The sequence below is a fragment of the Herminiimonas glaciei genome (assembly GCF_042664955.1).
Taxonomy (GTDB): Bacteria; Pseudomonadota; Gammaproteobacteria; order Burkholderiales; family Burkholderiaceae_D; genus Oxalicibacterium; species Oxalicibacterium glaciei.
Genome location: NZ_JBHTBU010000001.1, coordinates 1,772,982 through 1,797,067 on the forward strand (window position 1 = coordinate 1,772,982; position 24,086 = coordinate 1,797,067).

19 protein-coding genes and 1 tRNA gene are annotated in these 24,086 nt (G+C 55.3%); 8 read left to right on the forward strand and 12 right to left on the reverse strand.

The genetic code is table 11. The annotated features are described in order from the left end of the window. Positions 1-30 precede the first annotated feature (30 nt). Positions 31-828 carry a hydroxymethylpyrimidine/phosphomethylpyrimidine kinase gene (locus ACFQPC_RS07990; RefSeq protein WP_382271364.1) on the forward strand — a complete coding sequence of 266 codons (798 nt, stop codon included), beginning with the start codon at positions 31-33 and terminating at the stop codon, positions 826-828. Between the two features lie 84 nt (positions 829-912). Here the strand turns inward: ACFQPC_RS07990 and ACFQPC_RS07995 are convergent, their stop codons facing one another. The 7 genes from ACFQPC_RS07995 to ACFQPC_RS08025 all read right to left on the reverse strand — a co-directional run bounded on the left by ACFQPC_RS07995 (position 913) and on the right by ACFQPC_RS08025 (position 7,310). Next, on the reverse strand, positions 913-3,363 hold the full coding sequence (locus ACFQPC_RS07995) for a TonB-dependent siderophore receptor (protein ID WP_382271365.1): 2,451 nt from the start codon (positions 3,361-3,363) through the stop codon (positions 913-915). Between the two features lie 91 nt (positions 3,364-3,454). After that, positions 3,455-4,459, reverse strand: a complete 1,005-nt coding sequence (locus ACFQPC_RS08000; protein WP_382271366.1) for a FecR domain-containing protein — start codon at positions 4,457-4,459, stop codon at positions 3,455-3,457. Then, complete coding sequence (locus ACFQPC_RS08005; RefSeq protein WP_382271367.1) at positions 4,452-4,955, reverse strand: sigma-70 family RNA polymerase sigma factor; 504 nt, start codon at positions 4,953-4,955, stop codon at positions 4,452-4,454. The genes ACFQPC_RS08000 and ACFQPC_RS08005 overlap by 8 nt, the downstream gene beginning before the upstream one ends. 246 nt (positions 4,956-5,201) lie before the next feature. Further along, a tRNA-Val gene (locus tag ACFQPC_RS08010) sits at positions 5,202-5,276 on the reverse strand. A 37-nt stretch (positions 5,277-5,313) separates the two neighbouring features. After that, a complete protein-coding gene (gene dnaQ, locus ACFQPC_RS08015; RefSeq protein WP_382271368.1) occupies positions 5,314-6,021 on the reverse strand; it encodes a DNA polymerase III subunit epsilon in 708 nt (235 codons plus the stop codon). 54 nt (positions 6,022-6,075) lie between these two features. Further along, positions 6,076-6,510, reverse strand: a complete 435-nt coding sequence (rnhA, locus tag ACFQPC_RS08020; RefSeq protein WP_012079068.1) for a ribonuclease HI — start codon at positions 6,508-6,510, stop codon at positions 6,076-6,078. A gap of 20 nt (positions 6,511-6,530) precedes the next feature. Further along, positions 6,531-7,310 carry a class I SAM-dependent methyltransferase gene (locus ACFQPC_RS08025; protein WP_382271369.1) on the reverse strand — a complete coding sequence of 260 codons (780 nt, stop codon included), beginning with the start codon at positions 7,308-7,310 and terminating at the stop codon, positions 6,531-6,533. A 4-nt stretch (positions 7,311-7,314) separates the two neighbouring features. Here ACFQPC_RS08025 and gloB point away from each other — a divergent pair, with 4 nt between their 5' ends. Next, a complete protein-coding gene (gene gloB, locus ACFQPC_RS08030) occupies positions 7,315-8,085 on the forward strand; it encodes a hydroxyacylglutathione hydrolase (RefSeq protein WP_382271886.1) in 771 nt (256 codons plus the stop codon). A gap of 260 nt (positions 8,086-8,345) precedes the next feature. Next, positions 8,346-9,926 (forward strand): transglycosylase SLT domain-containing protein, encoded by a 1,581-nt coding sequence (locus ACFQPC_RS08035; RefSeq protein WP_382271370.1) that lies wholly within the window; start codon positions 8,346-8,348, stop codon positions 9,924-9,926. 30 nt (positions 9,927-9,956) lie between these two features. Here ACFQPC_RS08035 and ACFQPC_RS08040 read toward each other — a convergent pair whose 3' ends face one another. Genes ACFQPC_RS08040 through ACFQPC_RS08055 form a run of 4 tightly spaced genes read right to left on the reverse strand, consistent with a single transcriptional unit; the run spans position 9,957 to position 15,478 of the window. Then, positions 9,957-11,549: an ABC transporter ATP-binding protein gene (locus ACFQPC_RS08040; RefSeq protein ID WP_382271371.1), complete on the reverse strand. Its 1,593-nt coding sequence runs from the start codon at positions 11,547-11,549 to the stop codon at positions 9,957-9,959. After that, positions 11,546-12,589, reverse strand: coding sequence for an ABC transporter permease (locus tag ACFQPC_RS08045; protein ID WP_382271372.1), 1,044 nt, complete (start codon positions 12,587-12,589; stop codon positions 11,546-11,548). Before ACFQPC_RS08045 ends, ACFQPC_RS08040 begins: the two co-directional genes overlap by 4 nt. Then, a complete protein-coding gene (locus tag ACFQPC_RS08050; RefSeq protein ID WP_382271373.1) occupies positions 12,586-13,647 on the reverse strand; it encodes a microcin C ABC transporter permease YejB in 1,062 nt (353 codons plus the stop codon). Before ACFQPC_RS08050 ends, ACFQPC_RS08045 begins: the two co-directional genes overlap by 4 nt. 10 nt (positions 13,648-13,657) lie before the next feature. After that, positions 13,658-15,478 (reverse strand): extracellular solute-binding protein, encoded by a 1,821-nt coding sequence (locus tag ACFQPC_RS08055; protein WP_382271374.1) that lies wholly within the window; start codon positions 15,476-15,478, stop codon positions 13,658-13,660. A 228-nt stretch (positions 15,479-15,706) separates the two neighbouring features. On the opposite strand from ACFQPC_RS08055, the gene fabI reads away from it, so the two are divergent. The 3 genes from fabI (at position 15,707) to ACFQPC_RS08070 (ending at position 19,503) form a co-directional block, all read left to right on the forward strand. Beyond that, positions 15,707-16,495, forward strand: a complete 789-nt coding sequence (fabI, locus tag ACFQPC_RS08060) for an enoyl-ACP reductase FabI (protein ID WP_012079060.1) — start codon at positions 15,707-15,709, stop codon at positions 16,493-16,495. Positions 16,496-16,912: 417 nt separating this feature from the next. Then, the gene (locus ACFQPC_RS08065; RefSeq protein ID WP_012079059.1) at positions 16,913-18,313 is read left to right on the forward strand and encodes a DEAD/DEAH box helicase; all 1,401 of its coding nucleotides are present in this window, start codon (positions 16,913-16,915) and stop codon (positions 18,311-18,313) included. A 770-nt stretch (positions 18,314-19,083) separates the two neighbouring features. Further along, entirely contained in the window at positions 19,084-19,503 is a 420-nt protein-coding gene (locus tag ACFQPC_RS08070; RefSeq protein WP_382271375.1) for a YXWGXW repeat-containing protein, read from the forward strand. Positions 19,504-19,534: 31 nt separating this feature from the next. Here the strand turns inward: ACFQPC_RS08070 and senA are convergent, their stop codons facing one another. Beyond that, the gene (gene senA / locus ACFQPC_RS08075; RefSeq protein WP_382271887.1) at positions 19,535-20,722 is read right to left on the reverse strand and encodes a selenoneine synthase SenA; all 1,188 of its coding nucleotides are present in this window, start codon (positions 20,720-20,722) and stop codon (positions 19,535-19,537) included. 100 nt (positions 20,723-20,822) lie between these two features. On the opposite strand from senA, the gene selD reads away from it, so the two are divergent. Both selD and leuA read left to right on the forward strand, forming a co-directional pair. Beyond that, on the forward strand, positions 20,823-21,869 hold the full coding sequence (gene selD, locus ACFQPC_RS08080; RefSeq protein WP_382271376.1) for a selenide, water dikinase SelD: 1,047 nt from the start codon (positions 20,823-20,825) through the stop codon (positions 21,867-21,869). Positions 21,870-22,358: 489 nt separating this feature from the next. Next, positions 22,359-24,017 carry a 2-isopropylmalate synthase gene (gene leuA, locus ACFQPC_RS08085; RefSeq protein WP_382271377.1) on the forward strand — a complete coding sequence of 553 codons (1,659 nt, stop codon included), beginning with the start codon at positions 22,359-22,361 and terminating at the stop codon, positions 24,015-24,017. Positions 24,018-24,086: the final 69 nt, after the last annotated feature.

Sequence of the window (24,086 nt, forward strand, 5' to 3'; positions counted from 1 at the left end):
GCCGCCATGTTTAAAGAGTCAATCAGCACAATGAATACTTCCAGTTCCCGCCCTGTCGTCCTCTGTCTTTCCGGCCACGATCCCAGCGGTGGTGCCGGCCTGCAAGCCGATATCGAAGCACTGATGGCACAGGGCTGCCACGCTGCTCCTACCGTCACCGCACTGACTGTACAAAACTCGGTTGATGTCTCCGATTTCCGCGTACTGGATTCGGCCTGGGTCCTCGCACAGGCCGAAGCCGTGATCACCGACTTGCCTATCGCCGGCGTCAAGCTCGGCATGCTGGGCTCGGTTGAAATGGTGGATACCGTGGCCAGCATCCTGCAGCGCCTGCCGAACGTGCCGGTAGTGTGCGATCCGGTCTTGCGTGCCGGCGGCGGTGGCGCACTGGGTAAAGATGAAGTCGGTTACGCGATGCGGGAACGCCTGTTGCCATTGGCAACCGTGGTCACCCCCAACTTGCCGGAAGCACGCATCCTGGCGGAATTGCCAAATGGCACCGCAGATGAATGCGCAGCCAAGTTACTGCCCTTCTGCCAACACTTGTTGATCACCGGCGGGCACGGTGACGAGCAGGAAGTACACAACCGCTTGTATTCACGTGATGGCAGCTCGCATACCTTTACCTGCGATCGTCTGCCGGGCAGCTATCATGGCTCCGGCTGCACATTGGCCAGTACGCTCGCCGGTCGCCTCGCTTTGGGTGAGGCCACGGTAGAAGCGGTAGAGAATGCCTTGGCATACACCTGGCGCACACTGCGTGACGCAGATCGATCCGGTAAAGGACAACATTTCCCGCGTCGCTTGCCGCTGGATTTTTGTGATTAAGTAGAAACTGCTCGCCCCAAACAAAAAAGCCTGACGAGAAATCATCAGGCTTTTTTATTACCCACAAACTTCACGCAAAAGCGCTTACCAGCGATAGGTCGCAGTGCTGATCACCTTACGCGGCTCTCCATAGAAACAACCAGTGGTACAGCTGCCGATATAAGTTTTATCGGTCAGGTTATTGATATTCAACGCGAACCTCCATGGCCCCGCGGTGTAGCTGACCATCGCATCAAATAGCGTAAAGGATGGCACCTCAAAAGTGCCAACGTTAGGCTTGGTCTCATCCTGATAACGCATACCACCGCCTACTTTCAGTGTCGGCAATCCGAAGTTGCCAAAGCTGTAGTCAGCCCAGATAGAGAACTGGTTATACGGAATACCCGGTGAGCGCTGCCCCACCTGCGACGGTTGCAAGGGGCTGGCTTTGGTAGTGCGTGCATCGGTGTATCCGTATGCGGCAATAAGATTGGTGTTACGGCCTATACGCGTACGCGCCTCCAATTCAAAGCCGCGCGAACGTATTTCACCGATCTGCGCCTCATAGGTCGGATTAACCGGATCAGCGACCGAAACATTTTGTTTGGTCAATTCGTATATCGCAGCCGAGATCAGGGTATCGCTATCCTTCGGTTGATACCTCAAGCCTATTTCGTATTGTTTACCGGTGCTTGGATCGAAACGCTTACCCAAACGATCGCGGCCGGTAGTCGGTTCAAACGATTCACTGAAACTGATGAATGGAGCCAGCCCATTGTCGGCAAGGTAAACCAAACCCGCACGACCGGTGAATGCGTGATTCTTTTCCTTATCTATATCCTTGGCTCCAGTGAACAGATTGCTCTGGTCATAACTGACCTGATCGTAACGACCGCCCAACAAAACTACCCACTTGTCCACTATCTTGATTTGATCTTGCGCATACACGCCGAGCTGCCTGCTGTCCGAGTTATATGACCACCAGTTGTCCGGCGTCGGTGTACCGAGTGCGCCGCCATAGACAGGATTGTAGTAATCAAGGCTGCCGGCCGTCCTGTCATAGCGCTTGGATTGATTTTTTTGCCGCGTATAGTCCATACCAAGCAACAAGGTCTGCTTCACATTGCCATGATTCAGCTGATACTCCAAAGACGTATCAGAAACAACGGACGATGAACGTTCCCAACGCAAGGTACCGCCACGGAATGCCGTCGTACGCTGATCTGCAGCCAGGCCGGATACCCACACTTGCGGGAAGTCACTCGTCGAGTGGAAATAACGCAAGCTGTTCCTGAGCTTGAGTTGATCATTGAAAGCATGCTCGAACAGGTATCCGATCGAATAGCGGCTAGCGTCGAATTTGCTATAACCGGGTTCGCCGGTAAAACGATTGCGTGGAATCGGGCCAAAGACATTGGGTAGTACCGTGCCTTGCGCAGGCAACCAGTAAACATAATTGGTCTTGTCCTTCTGATAGTCGGTCAGCAAGGTCAAGGACGTGGCGGCATTCGGTTGCCACTTGATCGCAGGCGCGATGAAGGTACGATCATCGGCGACGTAATCAATAAAGGTATCGCTCCTGCGCTCCAGGAAGGTCAGTCGGTACGACCATACACCGTCATCATCCAACGCACCGCCAAAATCACCTGAAATCTGTTTGCGATTGAAACTTCCCAGCTCCACATTCAATTCTCGCAAAGGCGTAGTCGTCGGCCGCTTACTCACCATATTAATGATGCCACCCGGCCCGGCTGAACCATACAGGACCGAAGCCGCACCTTTCAACAACTCGATACGCTCCATGCCATAGATTTCCTGTTTGCCGTTGAAGGCATTGACGGTGTACTTGCTACCGTCGCGATAAATGCTGCCGGTACTGGCTTGCGCCTGGAAACCGCGCAGGTATATCGTATCCTGCACGCGCGACAAAGCCTCGAAGCGACTCACGCCCGCCGCGTAACCGAGCGCATCTTGTATGCTCTGCGACTTCAATGTTTCTATCTCTTCCGCACCGATCACCGTGATCGATTGCGGTGTCTCTATGATAGGCGTGTCGGTCTTGGTGCCGGATGCCGTGCGCTTGGCGACATATCCTTTTACCGGCCCCCAGGCATCTTCCTTGTCCGCCGAACCGGACACATGCACCAGCGGCAAGGTCACTTCACCGGATGACGGCAATTTACGCAAGACGTAACTACCGTTAGATTGCACCACCGCTTCCAGTCCGGTGCCGGCCAATATCTTGTTAAGAGCCTGTTGTACGGTAAGCGTGCCCTGTACGCCGGCACTGCGTTCACCACTTGTGAGGCTGCCATCGGCCGATAGAAAAATCCCCGACTCGCCGGCAAATCGATTCAACACCCCGGCCAGCGGACCGGCCGGAATGCTGTAGCTTCTGGTCACGCTGCTGGCCGCGGGTTCTGCTGCTTGCGCATACGGTGTCACGACAACCGGGGCAAGCAACAAGACTGCACTGGCAACCGCAATCACCAGCGGCCGTAATGTACCGACAGGGCTGCTGAGCTTGGCGGACGGAAATGAAGTGGATGCCAACATGTTTTTACCTTCTTGAAATGTGGATGACAGAGAGTGATGTCCTGTCTGCCGAACCAGATTCAAAAAGGGGAACTGAAACCTGAAAATATTTTTATACGCGCGCTTGTATGCTGACCCACCACAGGAAAGTGGTCTTGACCGTTACAGGCAATGCGGTCTCCAGCATCGCGAAGGTTTTATTCATATCGTGTAGCGGATAAGCCCCGACCACTCGCAAATCGGCGACCTCAGGCGCACATGCCAGATAGCCTTTGTGATAACGGGATAGCTCGGCGACAAAGTCAGCCAGCGTCAGTTGATCGGCGAATAGCACACCTTTAGCCCATGCCTGATTGGCCGGATCGACCACAGCAGGCGTCTCTATCTGCTCCGCGCTAAACAGGGCTTGTTGACCCGCAGCGATAATCTGCGGCGGCGCCGATGAATTGACAGGCGTGATCTCTACCGCGCCGGCATAGACACTCAGCCTGGTCATACCATCCAGCTGACGCACGGTGAACCGTGTACCCAAAGCACGCATGCGTCCTTGTGCACTGTCAACCACAAACGGTCGCGCTGGCCGTTCCGGGTCTTGTGCAGTCTCTATCAATATCTCGCCACCCAGCAAAACCAGACGACGCAAGTCTGGCTGGAAGCGGGCATTCAATGCAGACGCCGTGTTCAGCCACACTTGTGTACCGTCAGCCAGCAGCACGTCCTTGGTCTCTCCCACTGCAGTGGAGTAGTCGGAAGAAAACGCCAGCCAGGTCCGTTGTACCGGATCCAGCCGGGCTGCCATCCAGCCGACACCACCTGCGGAACACAACAAGGTAAGCATCTTCAATGCGCGGCGACGTTGTTTGCGCAAACGACTCGAAGCATCCAGAGCATTAACCGCAGCGCTCTGTTCCGGTTCCGGTGTAAACGTTTCAAATTGCTGGCTGACCGCTTCCACCCTGGCCCAGGCACGGCGATGTTCAGCATTCGCGCCCAGCCATTTTTGCCAGCCGATGCGATCACTGTCGCTGATGCTGTCCGAACGCAACAGGGCAAACCATTCGGCCGCCTGTTGCAGCGTACCGAAAGCAATCGCATCCGCGTCCAGCCGATTAGTCATGCGCGATATCCAGGGCAATGCAGGCCAGCATGGCTTGCGCCATATATTTTTTTACCATGCGCTCGGATACCTGGAGTTCGGTCGCAATTTGCTGATAGGTATAGCCATGGATTTGCGCCAACAGGAAAGCACGCCTGGTTTTATCCGACAGGTTTTCCAGCATGCGATCAACCTGCAATAGCGCTTCCAGTATCAGCGCACGATATTCAGCTGATGGCGTGATCGGTTCAGGCTGGCTCGCCAGCGCTTCCAGCCACGCGCGCTCAAGTTCCTGGCGGCGCCAGTGATCGATTAGCAAACCATTTGCAATCGTCGTCAGGTAGGCCCGGGGTTCGCGCAATGCCTGGTGATCGCAACGAATCAGCATGCGCACGAAGGTGTCTTGCGCCAGGTCGGCCGCATGATGGGTACAGCCGAGCTTTTTGCGCAGCCAGCCATGCAGCCAGCCGTGGTGGCTGTTATACAGGAGGGCGACGGAGTCTGAATGCGGGTTCACGATGCGCAGGACACTTCCAGATGACGTGGTTGGACACAGCTGGCTGGCATCTATCGGAAGAGGCACTGGCTAGGCTTTATTTGAGAATCGTTCTCATTCTTGCATTGGCGCTTAGTCGCGTCAATATCTGCCGCGCCCTTCGTTGCGCCAAGCAGACGCAAGCACCCGAGCCTCGAGGCAAGGAAGATCTGGGAGTAAAAGGGGGAAATTAAACAGCCGCCGAAGAGCGGCCTTGCAGGAAAACTTTGGTGGGAAGTACAAGTTTCGAACTTGTGACCTATCGCGTGTGAGGCGATCGCTCTACCCCTGAGCTAACCTCCCGAGGTGGCGCAAATTATCTCATAAAAGCATATGCCCTTCAATTTGCCTCGAGCTTGCGCCAGACCGACTGCCCCTTCACTTGCTTGTCCAGGCTTTCCACCATCGCAGCATGTGCAGCCAGCTCTTCTTCGGTCGCTGCCAGCAACTGTACCGGTGCAATCGCCACTACCTCCAGCACTTGTCCGTCACTACCGACATCCGATGCACCGAGATCCATGCTGAGGCTGTTCTGGCCACGCGTCATCGCCAGGTAGACTTCGGCCAGCAACTCCGCATCCAGCAACGCACCGTGCAAGGCACGATGTGCATTCGAGATACCGTAGCGATCGCATAAGGCGTCCAGCGAATTGCGTTTGCCCGGATGCATTTCCTTGGCCTGCACCAGGGTATCGATCACTTCACCGACATGTTCCTTGAAGCTCGGTGTATTGACGCGTTTCAACTCGGCATCGAGGAAGCCGATATCGAAAGGTGCGTTGTGGATGATGACATCGGCACCGCTGATGTAGTCGCGGAACTCGGCGGCGATTTCTGCAAACTTTGGTTTGTCGCTGAGGAATTCAGTAGTCAATCCGTGCACTGCCAGCGCGCCCTCTTCCGAGTCACGTTCAGGATTGATGTAGTGATGGAAGTTGTTACCGGTCAGGCGTCGGTTAACCAGCTCGACGCAACCTATTTCAATGATGCGATCACCGGAGCGCGGATTCAGGCCGGTCGTTTCGGTATCGAGAACAATTTGTCGCATGCTTACTCAGTATTCAAAAGGGTGAAGAAAAGACGGCAAGTATCGAAACCAGCATTAAGCTGCAACTTCGACACCGCGATTGGCCAGCGCATCGGCGCGCTCATTGCCGGCATGGCCGTTATGACCACGTACCCAGCGCCATTCTATTTTGTGGCGCGCCTGCGCCGCATCCAGCGCTTGCCACAAGTCTACATTCTTGACCGGTGCCTTGGCAGCGGTTTTCCAGCCGCGCGCTTTCCAGCCGTGTATCCATTCACTGATGCCCTTTTGTACGTATTGGCTATCGGTATGTACAACGACTTCGCAGGGACGCGTCAACAGGTTGAGCGCTTCAATCACTGCTTTCAATTCCATACGGTTATTGGTGGTGTCCAGCTCGCCACCGAATATTTCTTTTTCACGTTCGCCCATCACCAGCAACGCACCCCAGCCACCACGGCCGGGATTGCCCTTGCATGCGCCATCGCTATATATATCTATCTTGTCCATGCTGCTTTCTTTTCTCTCTGCTACTTGTGTGACTTATGTATTTTATTGGTCGCCGGTACACCTTGTGGCGCAGTGGCTTTTTGTGTTTTCCAGGCCGGGCCTATCAGGTGCATGCCGCGCACGCGCTTGACCGCCTGCACCACATATACCGCGCCGAGATAAGGCCACCAGCGCTCGCCGACATTTTCCAGGAAATTAAAGCGATCCAGCCACTTCTGCGTTTCACACGGCGGCGCATAACAACCGAAGTAACCGCCGCTGACTTCCATATTCAATAGCTTCAACCAATCCTTCACACGCGGCAGGCTGATGAATTCGCCTTGCTGCGGCAGGAAATACGATTCACTGAGACGCCCGATAATTTGTCGCGCCCCCCAGAAACTGTAAGGGTTGAAACCGCAAATGATGACCTGCCCTTCCGGTATCAGCACCCGTTCAACTTCGCGCAGGACCTGATGCGGCTCTTTCGCAAACTCCAGCGCATGCGGCAGGATCACCAGGTCGATGCTGGCCGATGCATACGGCAATTCTTCAAAATCCTGCACCACCACCAGCGGATGCGCTTCATTGTCGTGCCCCTTGGGCGGGAAGCCGGTATCGGTCAGCCAGGTGTGCGGCATGCGATTGGCGCGCAAGGCATCGATTTGCGGCAAGCCGATCTGGGTTGCGTTGAAGCCAAAGATGTCTACAGTCAACTCATCCAGACGCGCGTGTTCCCAATCCCGCACGTAATTGCCGGTTGGTGTCTCAAGCCAGGGCCCGAGGGATATAATGGATTTTTCTGTAGAAGATGTTTCCATGCGTATGTTGAGTGTACTGACTGTTCCTGCTTTTAACGACAATTACCTGTGGATTATCCACGATGGCGTTCATGCCGCCGTGGTTGATCCGGGCGATGCCAAACCGATACTTGCCGCGCTGGAAGCGCATAAACTTTCCCTGGTCGCTATTCTACTGACTCATCACCATAGTGACCATGTCGGCGGTGTATCTACTTTGCTGCAACATTTCAAGGTGCCGGTATTTGCACCGCGCAAAGATCCTATCGCGAATGTCACGCAACCGCTGGATGAAGGCGATGTTGTCACGATTCCCGAGCTCGGCCTGAAATTATCGGTGCTGCATGTGCCCGGCCATACGCTGGGCCACATTGCCTACGTCGCCAAAGAACAAGGCTGGCTGTTCTGCGGCGATACTTTGTTTGCCGGCGGTTGCGGCCGCCTGTTCGAAGGCACACCGACGCAGATGCTGGCTTCGCTGGATAAGCTGGCGGCACTGCCGGATGACACAAAAGTCTATTGTGCGCATGAGTACACGATCTCCAACCTGCGCTTTGCACTGGCGGCAGAACCGGCGAATACCGCGCTGGCAAGCCGCTTTGAGGCGGAGCAGGCGAAGCGTAAACAGAATATTCCTACCGTACCGTCGAATATCGGCCTGGAAAAATCGACCAATCCTTTCCTGCGTGCCCGTGAACCTGCCATCGCCAGACAGATGGTCGCCGAGGGCCGTGCCAAGAACGCCGACCCGGTCACTGTTTTTGCCGCACTGCGTGAGTGGAAGAACAACTTTTGAGCCGGGATTGCCTCCCGCCTCTGATATAAAACCCTGCCCGCCCGTCGCCTGAAGTTTTGCGCACGGGCAATATCCACCCAAAGAGCGCCGATTTCCTGTTGAAAATATTGTCTTTTTTGCATCTACCTTTAGTGCAAAAACAGGCGATAAACACTAGCTGTTGTGTAAATTGTCTTGACTAGCAAAATGCGCATTACTTACACTCGGCCATTATCCTTTTCAACCGGCTGCTCATGGGTCGGTCATTTTTGCGAGATCCCATGCCTACATCCGATTTTAAAGTGCCATACAAAACCATTTCTGCCGCCGTCCTGCTAAGCTTCGCCGGCCTCTCCCACGCCAGCGATCTCTCGCTACCGCCCTACAACTGGGTACAAGACGCAGCCCTGCAAGACAATCCCAGCCTCGCCAATGATCCTTTAAGCGAATTCGTCGTCACCAGCGATGCCGATGTCTGGGCCCGCATACGCAAAGGTTTCGCGATCCCGGACCTGACTGACAACCAGTTGGTCATCAACCAGACCATCTGGTACAGCTCGCGCCCCGACTATATCGGCCGCACTACCAAACGCGCCTCGCTGTATCTGTACCACGTGGTTGAAGAACTGGAAAAACGCGGGATGCCGACCGAACTGGCCTTGCTGCCTTTCATCGAATCCGCGTTCAACCCGCAAGCCTATTCCACTGCCAAGGCAGCCGGCATGTGGCAATTCATTCCTTCCACCGGCCGCGACTTCAACCTGAAACAGAATATGTTCAAGGATGAGCGCCGCAGTGTACTGGCCTCGACCGATGCCGCCCTGACTTACCTGCAAAAACTATATGGCATGTTCGGCGACTGGCAATTGGCACTGGCTGCGTATAACTGGGGTGAAGGCTCGGTCCAGCGTGCCATCAAGAAAGCAGAAGCAGCAGGCGTAGGCACCGACTTCAACAGCCTGTCCGCCTACATGCCGGCAGAAACCCGCAACTATGTACCGAAGCTGCAGGCGGTCAAAAACATCATCGCTTCGCCGGATGCTTATGGCATCACGCTGCTGAAGGTCGATAATCAGCCTTACTTCGTCAGCATCGCCAAGACCCGTGACATCGACGTCAAGCTGGCGGCGCAACTGGCAGAATTGCCGATGGATGAATTCAAGGCCTTGAATCCGCAATTCAATCGCCCTGTCATTACCGGCAGCAGCAACACGCAAATCCTGCTACCGCAAAGCAATGCCGAGAAATTCAAGGCCAACCTGGCGAAATGGAGCCATGCGCTGTCGTCATGGACGGCACACAAGGTAACGAATGCGCGTGAACGCATAGAAACCATCGCCGCGAAATTCCACACCACGCCGCAAGTCATACGCGAAGTGAACAATATCCCGCCGAAGATGTTGTTGAAGGCCGGTTCGACGGTACTGGTGCCACGCACCGACGAAAGCGCACAGAAAGACATTACCCAGGAAGTCGCCGACAATGCGACGCTGGCGATGACGCCGGATGTACCGGATACCAAACGCATCAATGTGGTCGTCAAGAAGAAAGACACCATCAATACGCTGGCAAGCCGCTATAAAGTCAGCATCGCGCAAATCAAGTCCTGGAATAACCTGAGCCATGACAAACTGGCGAGCGGTCAGAAACTGGAACTGCACGTACCATACAAAGCAGCAGTCGCAAGCAACAACAAATCCAAAGCGACCACCACCAAGGCTGTAGCGAAATCCACCAAGCAGGCGAGCCGTGCGCCGGCCAAGAGCAACAAGGCAAAAACCACAGTCGCGTCCAAGTCTGGCAACAAGGCACCAGCCAAAATCAGCGTTGCATCCGCCAGCGGCAAAATTAATCTGAAGTAAGCAAGTTCAAGTAAGCGTCGTCATCGACGCTTACACCGCCACTCCATCAGGGCGTGCGTAAACTGAAGCAGCCAACAGGCGCTGCGTATATGCTTCAGTTGGTTTGGACAATACCGTTTGCGTCAGGCCCTGCTCCACCACCTTGCCATCCTTCATCACCATCACGCGGTGCGCCATCGCGCGTATGACGGCCAGGTCGTGGCTGATGAAGATATAAGCCATCCCGTATTTTTTCTGCAGGTCGGCCAGCAGCAATAGCACCTGGTGTTGCACCGATACGTCCAGCGACGAAGTCGGCTCATCCAGCAAAATCAAATCCGGTTTCAAGACCAGTGCCCGCGCAATCGCAATCCGCTGGCGCTGGCCGCCGGAGAATTCATGCGGATAACGCGTCATCATGTCCGCCGACAAACCCACTTCCTGCAAACCGTCTGCCACCGCCTTGCGTATGCCATGCGGCCCGAGCTGCGGCTGATGCAAGGCCAGGCCTTCACCGACGATCTGCTCTACCGTACGGCGTGGCGACAGTGAAGCAAACGGATCCTGGAACACGATCTGCATGCGCGCACGCAAAGGACGCAGGGCATCGCGGCTCTTATTAGTGATCGACTGCCCTTCGAAACTGATCTCACCCTTTACATGCGCACTCGACAGACGCAGCAATGCCAGGCCCAGCGTCGATTTACCGGAGCCGGACTCGCCGACTATGCCCAGCGTCTCGCCCGGCCTGACCTGCACGTCGACCTGATCGACAGCGACGAAAGGAAGTTTCTTGAACCAGCCTTTTTTGATATCAAAGGTACAGCTTATTTGCTCCGCTTTCAGCAACGGTGCCGCCGCTTCACTGACGACATTGACCAATTGATGCGGCTGGCTGGCCAGCAGTTTCTTCGTATAGGCTTCACGCGGCGCGGCAAATAATTGTTCGGTCGTCGCCACTTCCAGCAGGCGCCCTTTTTCCATCACGCCGACGCGATCCGCAAAATGACGCACCAGGTTCAGGTCATGCGTAATCATCAGCACGGCCATATTCTCTTCGCGCTGCAACTGATTCAGCAACTCGACGATTTGCACCTGTATCGTCACATCAAGTGCCGTGGTCGGTTCATCGGCAATCAGCAGCTTGGGCTTGCACGCCAGCGCCATCGCTATCATCGCGCGCTGGCGCTGTCCGCCTGACAATTCATGCGGATAAGACAAGGCCCGTCGTTGCGGCTCAGGAATACCAGTCTTGTCCAGCAACTCTACCGTGCGCAAGGCGGCGGCTTTCGCGCTGATGCCTTCATGCAGCATCAGCACTTCGGCGATCTGGTTACCTATCGTGAACAAGGGATTGAGTGCCGTCATCGGCTCCTGGAAAATCATCGCGATGTCATTGCCGCGCACCGAGCGCATCGCCGCTTCCGTCTTTTGCAGGATGTCCTGGCCTTCAAACAATATCTTGCCGCCGTATGTCGCATCCTGGTTCAGGCGCAGCAGGGACAACGCTGTCACCGTCTTGCCGGAACCGGACTCGCCGACCAGCGCAAACTTTTCACCGGCAGCAATGCTGAAGCTGACATCGTTGACGATCTTGCTGGTATCGAAGGACACCTGCAGGTTTTGTACATCGAGCAGGCTCATGCCTTCCTCCGCACATCCAGCGAGTTGCGCAAGGCATCGCCTATACTCGTCAGCAAGAGCAACATCATGGTCAGCACCACGAAGGTGGACAAGGCGATCCACCATGCATCCAGATTGTTTTTACCCTGCGCCAGCAACTCACCCAGGCTGGCGGTTGACGGCGGTACTCCCAGTCCGAGGAAGTCCAGGCTGGTCAACGCCAGGATCGCACCGCTCATGCGAAACGGTAAAAAAGTTACAACCGGTGTCAGGCTGTTGGGCAGGACGTGACGCCAGATGATTTGCCCATTCGACAAACCGAGCGCACGCGCGGCTTGTACATATTCCAGGTTGCGATTGCGCAGGAAGTCGGCACGCACATAATCGGACAAACTCATCCAGCCAAACAGCGACAGCAAGACCAGCAGCAACCCTATGCTGGGCTGGAAGATGGATGCAAAGATAATCAGCAGGTACAGCTCCGGCATCGCGCCCCAGATTTCCATGAAGCGCTGGAAAAACAAATCCGTCTTGCCTGCGAAGTAGCCCTGGATAGCACCTGTAATCAAACCCAGCAACACGCCGGTGAAAGTCAGCGCCAGGCCAAACAGCACAGAAACGCGGAAACCGTATAACAAGCGCGCCACCACATCACGTCCCCTATCATCGGTGCCCAGCCAGTTCTCGGCAGAAGGCGGTGCCGGATTTGGCGATGAAGCAAAGTAGTTCAGCGTGTCGTAGTGGTAGCGGTTCAATGGATAGATGGCCCAGTTACCATCCTTCTCGAACTGCTCACGGATAAAGGGATCGAGGTAATCGGCAGGAGATTCAAAATCACCGCCGAATTTCTTTTCCGAATAGGTCTTCAGGATAGGGAATACCAGTTCGCCGTTGTACTTCGCGACCAAAGGCTTGTCATTCGACAGTACTTCGGCCAGCAAACTGATGACCACCAGGATGCTGAAAACGATCAGGCTCCAGTAGCCACGGCGATTCTTTTTAAAACGCAGCCAGACCCGGCGTCCCGGCGAAACCGGCGCTGCAGTAGCAAGTTCGTTCATGAATTCAGGCTTTCAAACTGCAGGCGCGGATCAGCCCAGACGTAACACAAGTCACCCAGCAACTTGACCACCAGCCCTATCAATGTGAACAGATACAGCGTACCCATCACCACCGGATAATCGCGTCGTATCACCGATTCATACGACAGCAAACCGAGGCCGTCGAGTGAGAACAGGGTTTCGATCAGCAAGCTGCCGGTGAAGAAGGCACCGATGAAAGCAGCCGGGAAACCCGTCACCAAAGGAATCAGCGCATTGCGGAAGACATGTTTGTACAAGACCTTGCTTTCGCTCAGTCCTTTGGCACGCGCAGTCAGCACATACTGTTTACGGATTTCTTCGAGGAAGGTGTTCTTGGTCAGCATCGTCATCACTGCGAAGGAGCCGGCTACCGATGCAGTCACCGGCAAGGCGATGTGCCACAGGTAATCGAGCACTTTGCCGATCAGCGACAACTGCTCCCAGTTATCCGAGGTCAGGCCGCGCAAAGGAAACCATTGCACAAAACTGCCACCACCAAACATCACCAGCAGGAATACCCCGAGGATAAAGCCCGGGATCGAATATCCGACCAGTACCACCATCGTCGTGAGTGAGTCAAAGCGGCTACCTTCGCGTACTGCCTTGGCGATGCCCAGCGGCAGCGAGATGAAGTAGGTCAGGAAAAAAGTCCACATCCCTATCGTGATCGATACCGGCAATTTGGAGACCACCAGATCCCACACATCCTTGTGGTGATAAAAGCTTTGCCCGAGGTCGAAGGTGGCAAAGCCCTTCAGCATTTGCCAGAAGCGTTCTACCGGCGGTTTGTCGAAACCGTACAGCGCCTTGATTTCAGCCACACGCTCAGCATCTATGCCCTGCCGTCCGCGATATTGTGACCCTCCGCCACCACCGGCTTCACCGCCGGCACCAAACTGCCCCTTCAATTCGACCAGTGCCTGTTCAACCGGCCCGCCGGGGACAAACTGGATCACTGCAAAGGTAATGGCGATCACGCCCAGCAAGGTGGGCAACATCAGCAATACGCGCTTGATTATGTAAGACCACAGGTTCATCGCGGCATCCTCATTTTGCTTTTTCCTGCCACCAGGTCCCAATCACATATGGATCAGGCTGGTAGTACAGCGGTAGTCTGCCAGGCATGCCGAAGCGCTGCCAGTACGCGATCCTGTGGCTGGATGAATACCAGTGCGGAATGACTATATATTTATTGAGCAGCACGCGATCCAGTGCGCGCGCCGCACCCTGCAATTCCGTGCGGCTATCCGCCGCAACCAGTGCTTCGACCAGACGATCAACCGCAGGATCTTTCAAACCCCAGAAGTTGCTCGAACCTTTTTCATCGGCGGCCTTGGAACCGAACATATCGAACATTTCATTGCCTGGTGTGCTGACATCCGGGAAGCGGATACTGGTCATATCGTAATCAAAGTCTTCCATGCGCTTTTGCAGCAAGGCATAGTCGGCCGTACGCTGCGTCACCTGGATCCCGAGCTTTTGCAGATTGCGCACATAAACGCTGATCACACGCGACATCGCCGACTGGTCATCCATGATTTCAAATGCAAACACTTCACCTTTTGCATTGCGCAAGGCGCCATCGCGATACTCCCAACCGGCCTGGCGGAACAATTCGACGGCTTGCAGTAAATTGGTACGCAGGGAACCGGGCGGATTGGTATCCGGCGGGATAGGGGCCGGCCCGAATACGGCAGGGTCCAGTTTTTTGCGCAGCGGTTCCAGCAATACCAGCTCTTCCGCCGACGGCAAACCGGTGGCGGCCATCGGGCTGTTATTGAAGAAGGAGTAAATCCGCTTATAGGAACCAAAGAATAACTGACGGTTCATCCACTCATAGTCGAGTGCCAGGCCCAGCGCCTGCCGCACGCGCACATCCTGGAATTGCGGACGGCGCAGATTCATCAGGAAGCCCTGCATGCCGGCGCCGTTCGAATGCGCGAGCTCGCGCTTGATGATGGTGCCGTTATTGAACTTGGGGCCCTTGTAACTACGTGCCCAGTTCTTTGCGCTGTTCTCGACCACCAGGTCGAACTCACCGGCCTTGAAAGCTTCCAGGCGCGCCACATCATCCTTATAGAAGCGGTAATTGATGCGCCCGAAGTTGTACATGCCTTTGCGCGCAGGAATGTCCCTGCCCCAGTAATCCGGATTCAGCTTGTAGCTGATCGAGCGTCCGGTATCGAAGCGGTCAATCAGGTAAGGGCCGGTGGTGATCGGCGGTGTCAGTTGTATCTTGTCGAAATCGGTGCCGGCCGCCCATTTGCGTGAAAACACCGGTACGCTGCCGACTATCAATGGCATTTCGCGATTCAACGTCTTGAAGTCAAAACGGACCGTGCGTTCGTTCAACACTACGCATTGCTTCACATTCGCAAGCAGGGATTTGATTTGCGGTGCGCTTTTAGCGACCAGCGTATCGAAGGAATATTTAACGTCGGCCGCCAGCACCGGATCGCCGTTATTGAAGCGCGCCTTGGCATTGAGGCGAAAAGTCATGGACATACGATCCGCCGACAATTCCATGTCCTCGGCCAGCAAACCGTACATGGTTGCCACTTCATCGGTAATGGCTTCACTACCACTGGAACTGGTGGCCAGGCTTTCAAACATCAGGTTGGTCAGCCCTGCCGCCGATACGCCTTTCATCGAGAAAGGATTGAATTTATCGAAACTGGTGCGACGGTCCGGATTGGCGAGGAATAACTCACCTCCCTTGGGCGCATCCGGATTCACGAAATCGAAATGCGTAAAACCGGGCGGATACTTGGGTGTGTCGTAAAGGGAAAATGCATGCGCGGCAAAGGCAGCGGCACTCTGGAAGGAAAGAAAACTGATCAGCAGGAAAGAAGGAAGTAATTTAGCCATGCGCCTGTCATTGGTCTGATCGCCATGCCGGACCTGCCCGTGGCATATATTGACGTTCTGGCTATTCTACAGAAACAGACCGCCACTGGCACAGCTGTTAGCGCGTCCCGGCCAAACTGTTAAAAACCGGAGAATCAAGACAAAAGTTGCCGTTGCGCCTGCTAGCCCCTACAATCTTGCCCATTCCGCACTTATTCGAGCACTGTCGAAAATCCACTGGAGTCGTTCATGGCATTCTTGCAAGGCAAAAAAATCCTCATCACCGGTTTATTATCGAACCGCTCCATCGCATACGGCATTGCCGCCGCTTGCAAGCGCGAAGGCGCTGAACTCGCATTTACCTATGTAGGCGAACGCTTCAAGGATCGCATCACCGAATTCGCCAAGGAATTCGACAGCTCGCTGGTATTCGATTGCGACGTCGGCAGCGATGAACAAATCACCGCCCTGTTTGCCGACCTCGGCAAATCCTGGGACCACCTCGACGGCCTGGTCCACGCAATCGGCTTTGCACCACGCGAAGCCATTGCCGGCGATTTCCTCGACGGTATCTCGCGTGAAGGCTTCAAGATCGCCCACGATATCTCGGCCTACAGCTTCCCGGCGATGGCGAAAGCAGCCTTGCCTATGTTGCGTCCAAACGCGGCGCTGCTGACCCTGACCTACCTCGGTTCGATGCGCGCACTGCCGAACTACAACACCATGGGCCTGGCCAAGGCATCGCTGGAAGCCAGCGTGCGCTATATGGCTGAATCGCTGGGACCAAAAGGCGTACGCGTCAACGGTATCTCGGCTGGCCCGATCAAGACGCTGGCAGCCAGCGGCATCAAGGACTTCAGCAAAATCCTCAACTTCGTCAAAACACATGCGCCATTGCGTCGCAATGTCACGATTGAAGATGTCGGCAATACCGCAGCCTTCTTGTTGTCCGACCTGTCGGGTGGTATCACCGGTGAAATTACATACGTTGACGGCGGCTTCTCGCACGTGGTCGGCGGCATGGGCGGCCTCGAGTAAATCCGGCACCGGCCCGTAGCAGACAGTAGTAAATCAAAGACGCGGCAGAGTTTTTTGCCGCGTTTTTTATTGGCAGACGCACAAGTGCGAGTATGTGTGCACTTCTGGTGCATATCTGCCCATTCCAGTACATGACTCGACAGCAGGGGCATTCTGTACTATAATGCGCGCTGTGCTTTGTTACAGACATCGCACTTTGCAGCATCGCGAACCGTTCGCATTAACGATAAAGCCCTCCCGCCTTCAGGTGTTGAATTCTATACACCGTCCCGGCGCAAAGCTTTTGTGCCGAAATCTCTCAGAGCTTTCTTAGCTGTTTCGTTGGTTGGCGTTGCATTTTTTGCGCACTCGCAGACATTCATCGTGGACACAATCCATGATGCGCGCTGTCGCGCTGATATATACGAAAGAAAAATAATGACTTTTGAATCACTAGGCCTCCACGCGTCCATCATCAAAGCACTGACCGAATCCGGCTACACAGCCCCAACTGGTGTGCAAGCTCAGGCGATCCCTGCAGCAATTGAAGGCCGCGACATGATGGTTTCGTCGCAAACAGGTTCCGGCAAGACAGCGGCATTCATGCTGCCTGCCCTGCATAAATTCGCCTCCGAAGGCGACCAGCCGCAAACTGGCAAAACCCCTAATCAAGAAGCGCAATCGGCACGTTCACGTGGCGATCGCCCTCGTTTCAAACCTGCACAACCGAAAATGCTGGTGTTGACCCCAACCCGCGAACTCGCACTGCAAGTTACTACTTCGACCGACAAATACGGCGCGTTCATGAAACGCGTCAAGGCTGTATCCATCCTCGGTGGTATGCCTTACCCGAAACAAATGCAATTGCTGGCCAAGAATCCAGAGATTCTGGTGGCAACCCCAGGCCGTCTGATCGACCACATGGAATCCGGCAAGATCGATTTCTCGCAACTGCAAATCCTGGTATTGGATGAAGCGGATCGCATGCTGGACATGGGCTTTATCGACGACATCGAAAAAATCGTGGCAGCGACACCTGAAGGTCGTCAAACCATGTTGTTCTCGGCAACGCTGGACGGCATGGTCGGCAATATGGCCAAGCGCATCACCAAGGATGCATTGATCATCCAGATCGCCGGTTCCGCTACCAAGCATGAAAACATCAAGCAATGCGTACACTTCGTCGACGACCTGTCGCACAAAAATCGCATGCTGGATCACCTGCTGCGTGACGAAACCATGGATCAGGCTGTTGTCTTCACCGCCACCAAACGTGATGCGGACACCATCGCTGACCGTCTGAACATCGCCGGTTTCGCGGCTGCCGCCCTGCATGGCGACATGCACCAAGGCGCACGTAACCGTACCCTGGACGGCTTGCGTCGTGGCCAAATCCGCGTATTGGTAGCAACTGACGTTGCTGCACGTGGTATCGACGTTCCGGGCATCACCCACGTCGTCAACTACGATTTGCCTAAATTCCCTGAAGACTACGTGCACCGTATCGGTCGTACCGGTCGTGCCGGTCGTAACGGTATCGCGGTTTCGCTGGTGAATCATGCAGAAAGCATGAACGTCAAACGTATCGAACGTTTCATCAAGCAATTGATCCCGGTCGAAGTCATCGAAGGCTTCGAACCAAAGCGCAGCGCTTCGGCACCGCGTTCGAACCACAAACCAGGTGGCTGGAAACCAGGCGACAACCGTGGCAACACGGCCAAGCCAGGTCAACGTACCTTCAGCAAACCAAATGCACCGCGTAAAGACGGCAGCAGCTTCAACAAAGGTCCACGTACCGGCGATGCAGGTGCAACCCGTCGTCCTTTCGGCGAGCGTTAATATCACTGAAGTCTTGCTGACTTCAAACTGAAAAGGCCGGGTCCACAAGACCCGGCCTTTTTTATTGTTGGTCTAACTCAGTCAATCATTTTATTGATACTGAATTTTCTTCGATCAAACTTGGTTTGCCGGGGGTAGCCCGGCGGCTACTCACTTTTCTTGCTTCGCCAAGAAAAGTAAGCAAAAGAAGGCGACCGCAGGAGTCGTTGCCCGCTACGCGGGTCCCCAAGTCAAGCAATCGCCAGCCGGCGTCGCAAACCAACTCGCTACGCTCAGACATGTTTGCGCCGTTGACCCCGTCTGACAATCGCTTGCCTTGGCAACGCCAGATGCGGACAAGTCAAAAGCAACGGCAACAGCCTTGATAAATTCAGGTCGGTCAGGTGAATCAAAGAGGCTGTGGTTGTTATCCGCTTTGACGCTGCCGTTTGTGCGGGACAGAAAATGGAAAAAGAAGGGGATGTTGTCTGAGCGAAGCGAGTTTCGTCCCCTTCCCATTTTTTGTCTTGCACAGACGGGAACCCCGTAGGGGCTGCGGCTTTGCGGTCGCCTTTCTTTGCTTACTTTCTTTGGCGAGACAAAGAAAGTGAGCGGCTGCCGGGCCGCCCCCGGCAAACCAAGTCTGATCGAAGAGAGAACAGCATCAATCACTCAAGCAACCATTAATACCCGAAATCAAACCCGTAACAATTGTAAGCAGATGAATACTTTGCTGAAATAATTACGGCAAAAGCTATATTGAAGCCATCACCACTTTTCATACAAGAATCATGAAACGAATCCTCCTCGCCCTGGCTGCCGTCGCTATCACCAGCAGCGTAGTCCTGCCCTTACAGGCATCCGCACAAGTCAGCGTCAATGTGAATATCGGCACTGCGCCGCCACCGCTACGCTATGAACGCGTACCGCCGCCACGCAATGGTTATGTCTGGGCGCCGGGTTACTGGAACTGGAACGGATATCAACATGTGTGGGCGCAAGGCCATTGGGTACGTGCCCGTCCCGGCTATGTTTACCATCGCCCGGAATGGCGCCAGGATCATGGTCGCTGGCAGTTGCAGCATGAAAGATGGCAGCCCAGCAGGCATGACCGCCACCATTACAAAGACAAGCACTACAAGGATAAACACCATCGCAATGACCACGGCTATCACTGCCCACCGGGCCAGGCTAAAAAAGGTCACTGCTAAGCCACTACAGGAAACCGGCTCCGTAACCAACTTACAAAGCGCAGGTGCGGAAGCCGGCCAGTAAGTCGCTGCGTTCGGGCAAATGGAAGTTACGGAATTTCGTTGAACGCATGCGCTGGCGCGTCGCAAATGATGCGCCCCGCAGTGTCTGGTGCGTCATGAAATACGGTTGCGAGTACTCGCGATACGCATCGGCGCTAAAGCCGGGATAAGGCTCAAACGGCGATGCCGTCCATTCCCACAGGTCACCCCAACGCATGGCCGGGTGCGCGGCCAAAGCTGCATATTCCCATTCCGCCTCCGTCGGCAAACGTCGCTGTGCCCACATGCAATACGCCTGCGCCTCATACAGATTGATATGCCGTACCGGCTCATGCGCCGCCAATATCAACAGATGCCCGAAACGTTCCGCACACCAGCGCTGGCCATCGCGCTGCCAGCTGTTCGGCGCTGAACGTTCCTGCCTCATCAGCCACGCCCGCCCGGACTTGCTCCAGTAGTCGGCCTTGTCGTAGCCGCCATCGGCGACGAACTCGGCAAACTGCGCATTCGATACCAGCGTGGAATCCATCGTGAACGAAGGCACATACATCGGGTGCGCATATTTTTCATTGTCGAAGACAAACTCATCCGCTTTTTCAGAGCCCATTTGTATGGTGCCGCCGGGGAAGCGTATCTCGCCCTGCGACCAGTTCGGGATCGCCGGCGATGCGAGTCGCGTCATCGGCATCACGCGCAAGGCCTGCATGTGGTTGAGCATGACTTCACCGCACATATCTTCATAGGCCAAAGCCAGCCGATACGGATACAAGGCGGCTTCGTCGTCGGGGACGCGTGTGAGTTTATCCAGTGCGCGATCCAGCACTTCATGGCAATAGGTTTTAAGCGCGCCGGTACGCGGCAAATCCAAAGTCCAGCGTCCACGATGCGGCAGTGTATTCGGATCGAACCAGTCATCACCCTTGGTCAGCAAGGAGGTACGTTTGGCAGCTGTCGGCGCGCTGGACTCGGCTTCGCGCAAGATATACCACTCGGCAAACCAGGCGATATGCCCGAGCAGCCACAAGGGTGGCGAGACATTCGATGACACCGGAACCTTGCCCGGCACATCCAGTCCTTCCGCAGAAAAACATTCAAAAAGCTGCAGCGTATAATCACGTGCATCCTGCAACGCGTTGCTCAGCTCTTCGGATGTGGCATTGCGGAAAGATGAAATCATCGGATGGATCAACATCTGTTGGGATTTCACATGATGCCACGGCTTGCCCTCATCTGCAGCCCACGAGTAACACTGCAATCCAACCTATAAAGAGGCATGTATGAATGCAGCAATCAAACTCACATCGTTTTCACACGGCGGCGGTTGCGGCTGCAAGATTGCGCCCGGCGTACTGGCCGATATCCTGAAAAACTCCAGTGGCTTCCCGGTGCCCAAGGAACTGATGGTCGGCATCGAAACTTCGGATGATGCAGCCGTCTACAAGCTCAATGATGAGCAGGCACTGATTGCAACCACTGATTTCTTCATGCCCATCGTCGACGACCCGTTCGATTTTGGCCGCATCGCCGCCACCAATGCCATCTCCGATGTCTATGCGATGGGCGGCACGCCCATCATGGCACTGGCACTGGTCGGCATGCCGATCAACCAGCTACCGCTGGAAACCATAGGCCAGATCATCAAGGGCGGTGAATCGATCTGCGCTGAAGCCGGCATACCGATTGCCGGCGGCCACACGATAGATTCGGTGGAACCGATCTACGGCCTGGTCGTACTCGGCCTCGTGCATCCATCGAAGGTCAAACGTAATGCCGACGCCAGGGCCGGCGACAAGCTGATCCTCGGCAAGCCGCTGGGCGTCGGCATCCTGTCCGCCGCCCTCAAGAAAAATGTGCTCAACGACGACGGCTACGCGGCAATGATTGCCAACACCACCAAGCTGAACAAACCCGGCATGGCCTTATCGAAGCTGGATGGCGTGCATGCCTTGACGGACGTCACCGGTTTCGGCCTGCTCGGTCATTTGCTGGAGCTGGCACGCGGTGCAAAACTGACGGCGAGATTGCAAATGCCGGCCATCCCGATGCTGCCAAACGTGCTGCAGCTGGCCGAACAAGGCTGCGTCACCGGTGCCTCCGGGCGTAACTGGGATGCCTATGGCCACGATGTGACATTGGCAACAGGTGTCAGCGCGGTACAAAAGGCATTACTGAGCGATCCGCAAACCTCGGGCGGCCTGCTGGTGGCCTGCGATCCGGCGTCCGTCGATGAAGTGCTGGCGCTGTTCCGGCAAGAAGGCTTCGCCCACGCCGCCGTGATAGGCGAAATGTCGGCAGGTGCTGCCAAAATCGAAGTCAGCACCTGAAAACGGCATTTCCTACAGGCAAAAGCCCCGGCAAAGCCATGCCTGGTGCGACATAGGCGCATTATCAAATCCACAACGCCAGCCACACCGGACTTGACAGCCCGGCCCTGCTTCACCTAAAGTTAGCTCTATGTTTTCTGCACACCACATTCCTTCCGCATCCAAGCACATCGCTGGCATCTCGCTATCGACGCTGCTATCGCTACTACTAGCTTAGTAGCGTACCCCCGTGTTGCCCGCAACACAGCAGTCATACCCGTCACAGTAAATGTAAGTGCAGTACAACCGAGTTATTCGTAACCATCATGCCTATCAAGCCGATTTCAGCAGTGCGCATCAATGGCGATTTGTTCGCCGGGATGAGCTTCGCTCGTTCATTGGCTTTGCTATTGCTACCGATCGGTTACCTGACCTAGCGCACGTGGCAGTCAGGTAGCCCTATCGCCACCCCTGACGCTTTCCCCGATTGAACGAATTTAAGGATTTATCATGATGTTGACTAACCCGGCTGCGAAATACCGCGCCTTCCCGCCCGTGCAACTCAAGGACCGTACCTGGCCGAACCGCGTCATCAGCACCCCGCCGATCTGGATGAGTACCGATTTGCGCGATGGCAACCAGGCTTTGATCGAACCGATGAACCATGAAAAGAAGCTGCGCTTCTTTGACATGCTGCTGAAAATCGGCCTCAAGGAAATTGAAGTCGCCTTCCCTTCCGCTTCGCAAACCGATTTCGATTTCGTCCGCAAGCTGATCGATGAAAAACGTATCCCCGACGATGTGACGATTGAAGTATTGACGCAGGCGCGCGAAGACCTGATCCGCCGTACCGTCGATTCCGTCATCGGTTCACGTCGCGCCATCGTGCATATGTATAACGCGACTGCACCTGCATTCCGTCGCATCGTCTTCAATATGTCGAAAGAGGAAGTGAAGGCACTTGCGGTGGCAGGTACCAAGCTGATCCGCGAATTGACCGATGCGCATCCGGAAACCGAATGGGTATTCCAGTATTCGCCGGAAACCTTCAGCATGACCGAACTCGACTTCGCGAAGGAAGTCTGCGACGCCGTCTCCGAAGCATGGCAACCGACGCCGGAACGCAAGATGATCATCAACCTGCCGGGCACGGTAGAAGCCAGCACGCCGAACGTCTATGCCGACCAGGTCGAATGGATGCATCGCAACCTGGCCCGCCGTGACTCCATCATCCTTAGCGTGCATCCGCACAACGACCGCGGTTGCGCCGTTGCGGCTGCGGAATTGGCGGTGATGGCCGGTGCCGACCGTATCGAAGGCTGTTTGTTCGGTAATGGCGAACGCACCGGTAACGTCGACCTCGTGACACTCGCCCTGAATCTTTACTCGCAAGGCATCCATCCCGGCCTCGACTTTTCCGACATCGATGAAATCCGCCAATGCGTGGAAGAATGCAACCAGATCCCGGTGCATCCGCGTCATCCCTATGTCGGCGACCTGGTCTATACCGCCTTCTCCGGTTCGCATCAGGACGCGATCAAGAAAGGCTTCGCCAAACAAAAACCGGATGAAATCTGGGAAGTACCGTATATGCCGGTCGACCCGGCCGACCTCGGTCGCAGCTACGACGCCGTGATCCGCGTCAACAGCCAGTCCGGTAAAGGCGGCATGACTTACTTGCTGGAACAGGAATACGGCCTGGTCTTGCCACGTCGGCTGCAAATCGAATTCAGCCGTGCCGTGCAACGCATCACCGATGAAACCGGTGGCGAAGTTGCAGCCAACGATATCCACACCATCTTCAACAGCGAATACCTGAATGCGGTCACGCCTTACCACTACCGCAACCACCACATCGACGACTCGAAAGACGGCGAAGTGCAAATCAAGGTTGAACTGGAAAAAGATGGCAAACCAGTCTCCATGCAAGGTAGCGGCAACGGTCCTATCGATGCCTTCATCAATGCGCTCGGCCTGAATATCAAGCTGATGGATTTCCATGAACACGCGATCGGTGCCGGTGCCAGCGCGAATGCAGCCAGCTACGTGGAACTGCGCGTCAACAACGGTGTGACCCGCTTCGGTGTCGGTATCGACGGCAACATCGTCACCGCATCCTTCCGTGCCGTATTGAGCGCCGTCAACCGCGACATCGCACTGGCCGGCTAAGCCTCTGCCCTGTCATAAAAAGCCGCTGCCCGTCAGCGGCTTTTTTACGCCCGTAAATTGACACCCCAG

What these genes read in the sequence shown, in the direction of transcription:
- ACFQPC_RS07990 (WP_382271364.1), top strand. Translation starts at nt 31, where the DNA reads ATGAATACTTCCAGTTCCCGCCCTGTCGTCCTCTGTCTTTCCGGCCAC.
- ACFQPC_RS07995 (WP_382271365.1), bottom strand. Translation starts at nt 3,363, where the DNA reads ATGTTGGCATCCACTTCATTTCCGTCCGCCAAGCTCAGCAGCCCTGTC.
- ACFQPC_RS08000 (WP_382271366.1), bottom strand. Translation starts at nt 4,459, where the DNA reads ATGACTAATCGGCTGGACGCGGATGCGATTGCTTTCGGTACGCTGCAA.
- dnaQ (WP_382271368.1), bottom strand. Translation starts at nt 6,021, where the DNA reads ATGCGACAAATTGTTCTCGATACCGAAACGACCGGCCTGAATCCGCGC.
- rnhA (WP_012079068.1), bottom strand. Translation starts at nt 6,510, where the DNA reads ATGGACAAGATAGATATATATAGCGATGGCGCATGCAAGGGCAATCCC.
- ACFQPC_RS08025 (WP_382271369.1), bottom strand. Translation starts at nt 7,310, where the DNA reads ATGGAAACATCTTCTACAGAAAAATCCATTATATCCCTCGGGCCCTGG.
- gloB (WP_382271886.1), top strand. Translation starts at nt 7,315, where the DNA reads ATGTTGAGTGTACTGACTGTTCCTGCTTTTAACGACAATTACCTGTGG.
- ACFQPC_RS08035 (WP_382271370.1), top strand. Translation starts at nt 8,346, where the DNA reads ATGCCTACATCCGATTTTAAAGTGCCATACAAAACCATTTCTGCCGCC.
- ACFQPC_RS08040 (WP_382271371.1), bottom strand. Translation starts at nt 11,549, where the DNA reads ATGAGCCTGCTCGATGTACAAAACCTGCAGGTGTCCTTCGATACCAGC.
- ACFQPC_RS08045 (WP_382271372.1), bottom strand. Translation starts at nt 12,589, where the DNA reads ATGAACGAACTTGCTACTGCAGCGCCGGTTTCGCCGGGACGCCGGGTC.
- ACFQPC_RS08050 (WP_382271373.1), bottom strand. Translation starts at nt 13,647, where the DNA reads ATGAACCTGTGGTCTTACATAATCAAGCGCGTATTGCTGATGTTGCCC.
- ACFQPC_RS08055 (WP_382271374.1), bottom strand. Translation starts at nt 15,478, where the DNA reads ATGGCTAAATTACTTCCTTCTTTCCTGCTGATCAGTTTTCTTTCCTTC.
- fabI (WP_012079060.1), top strand. Translation starts at nt 15,707, where the DNA reads ATGGCATTCTTGCAAGGCAAAAAAATCCTCATCACCGGTTTATTATCG.
- ACFQPC_RS08065 (WP_012079059.1), top strand. Translation starts at nt 16,913, where the DNA reads ATGACTTTTGAATCACTAGGCCTCCACGCGTCCATCATCAAAGCACTG.
- ACFQPC_RS08070 (WP_382271375.1), top strand. Translation starts at nt 19,084, where the DNA reads ATGAAACGAATCCTCCTCGCCCTGGCTGCCGTCGCTATCACCAGCAGC.
- senA (WP_382271887.1), bottom strand. Translation starts at nt 20,722, where the DNA reads ATGATTTCATCTTTCCGCAATGCCACATCCGAAGAGCTGAGCAACGCG.
- selD (WP_382271376.1), top strand. Translation starts at nt 20,823, where the DNA reads ATGAATGCAGCAATCAAACTCACATCGTTTTCACACGGCGGCGGTTGC.
- leuA (WP_382271377.1), top strand. Translation starts at nt 22,359, where the DNA reads ATGATGTTGACTAACCCGGCTGCGAAATACCGCGCCTTCCCGCCCGTG.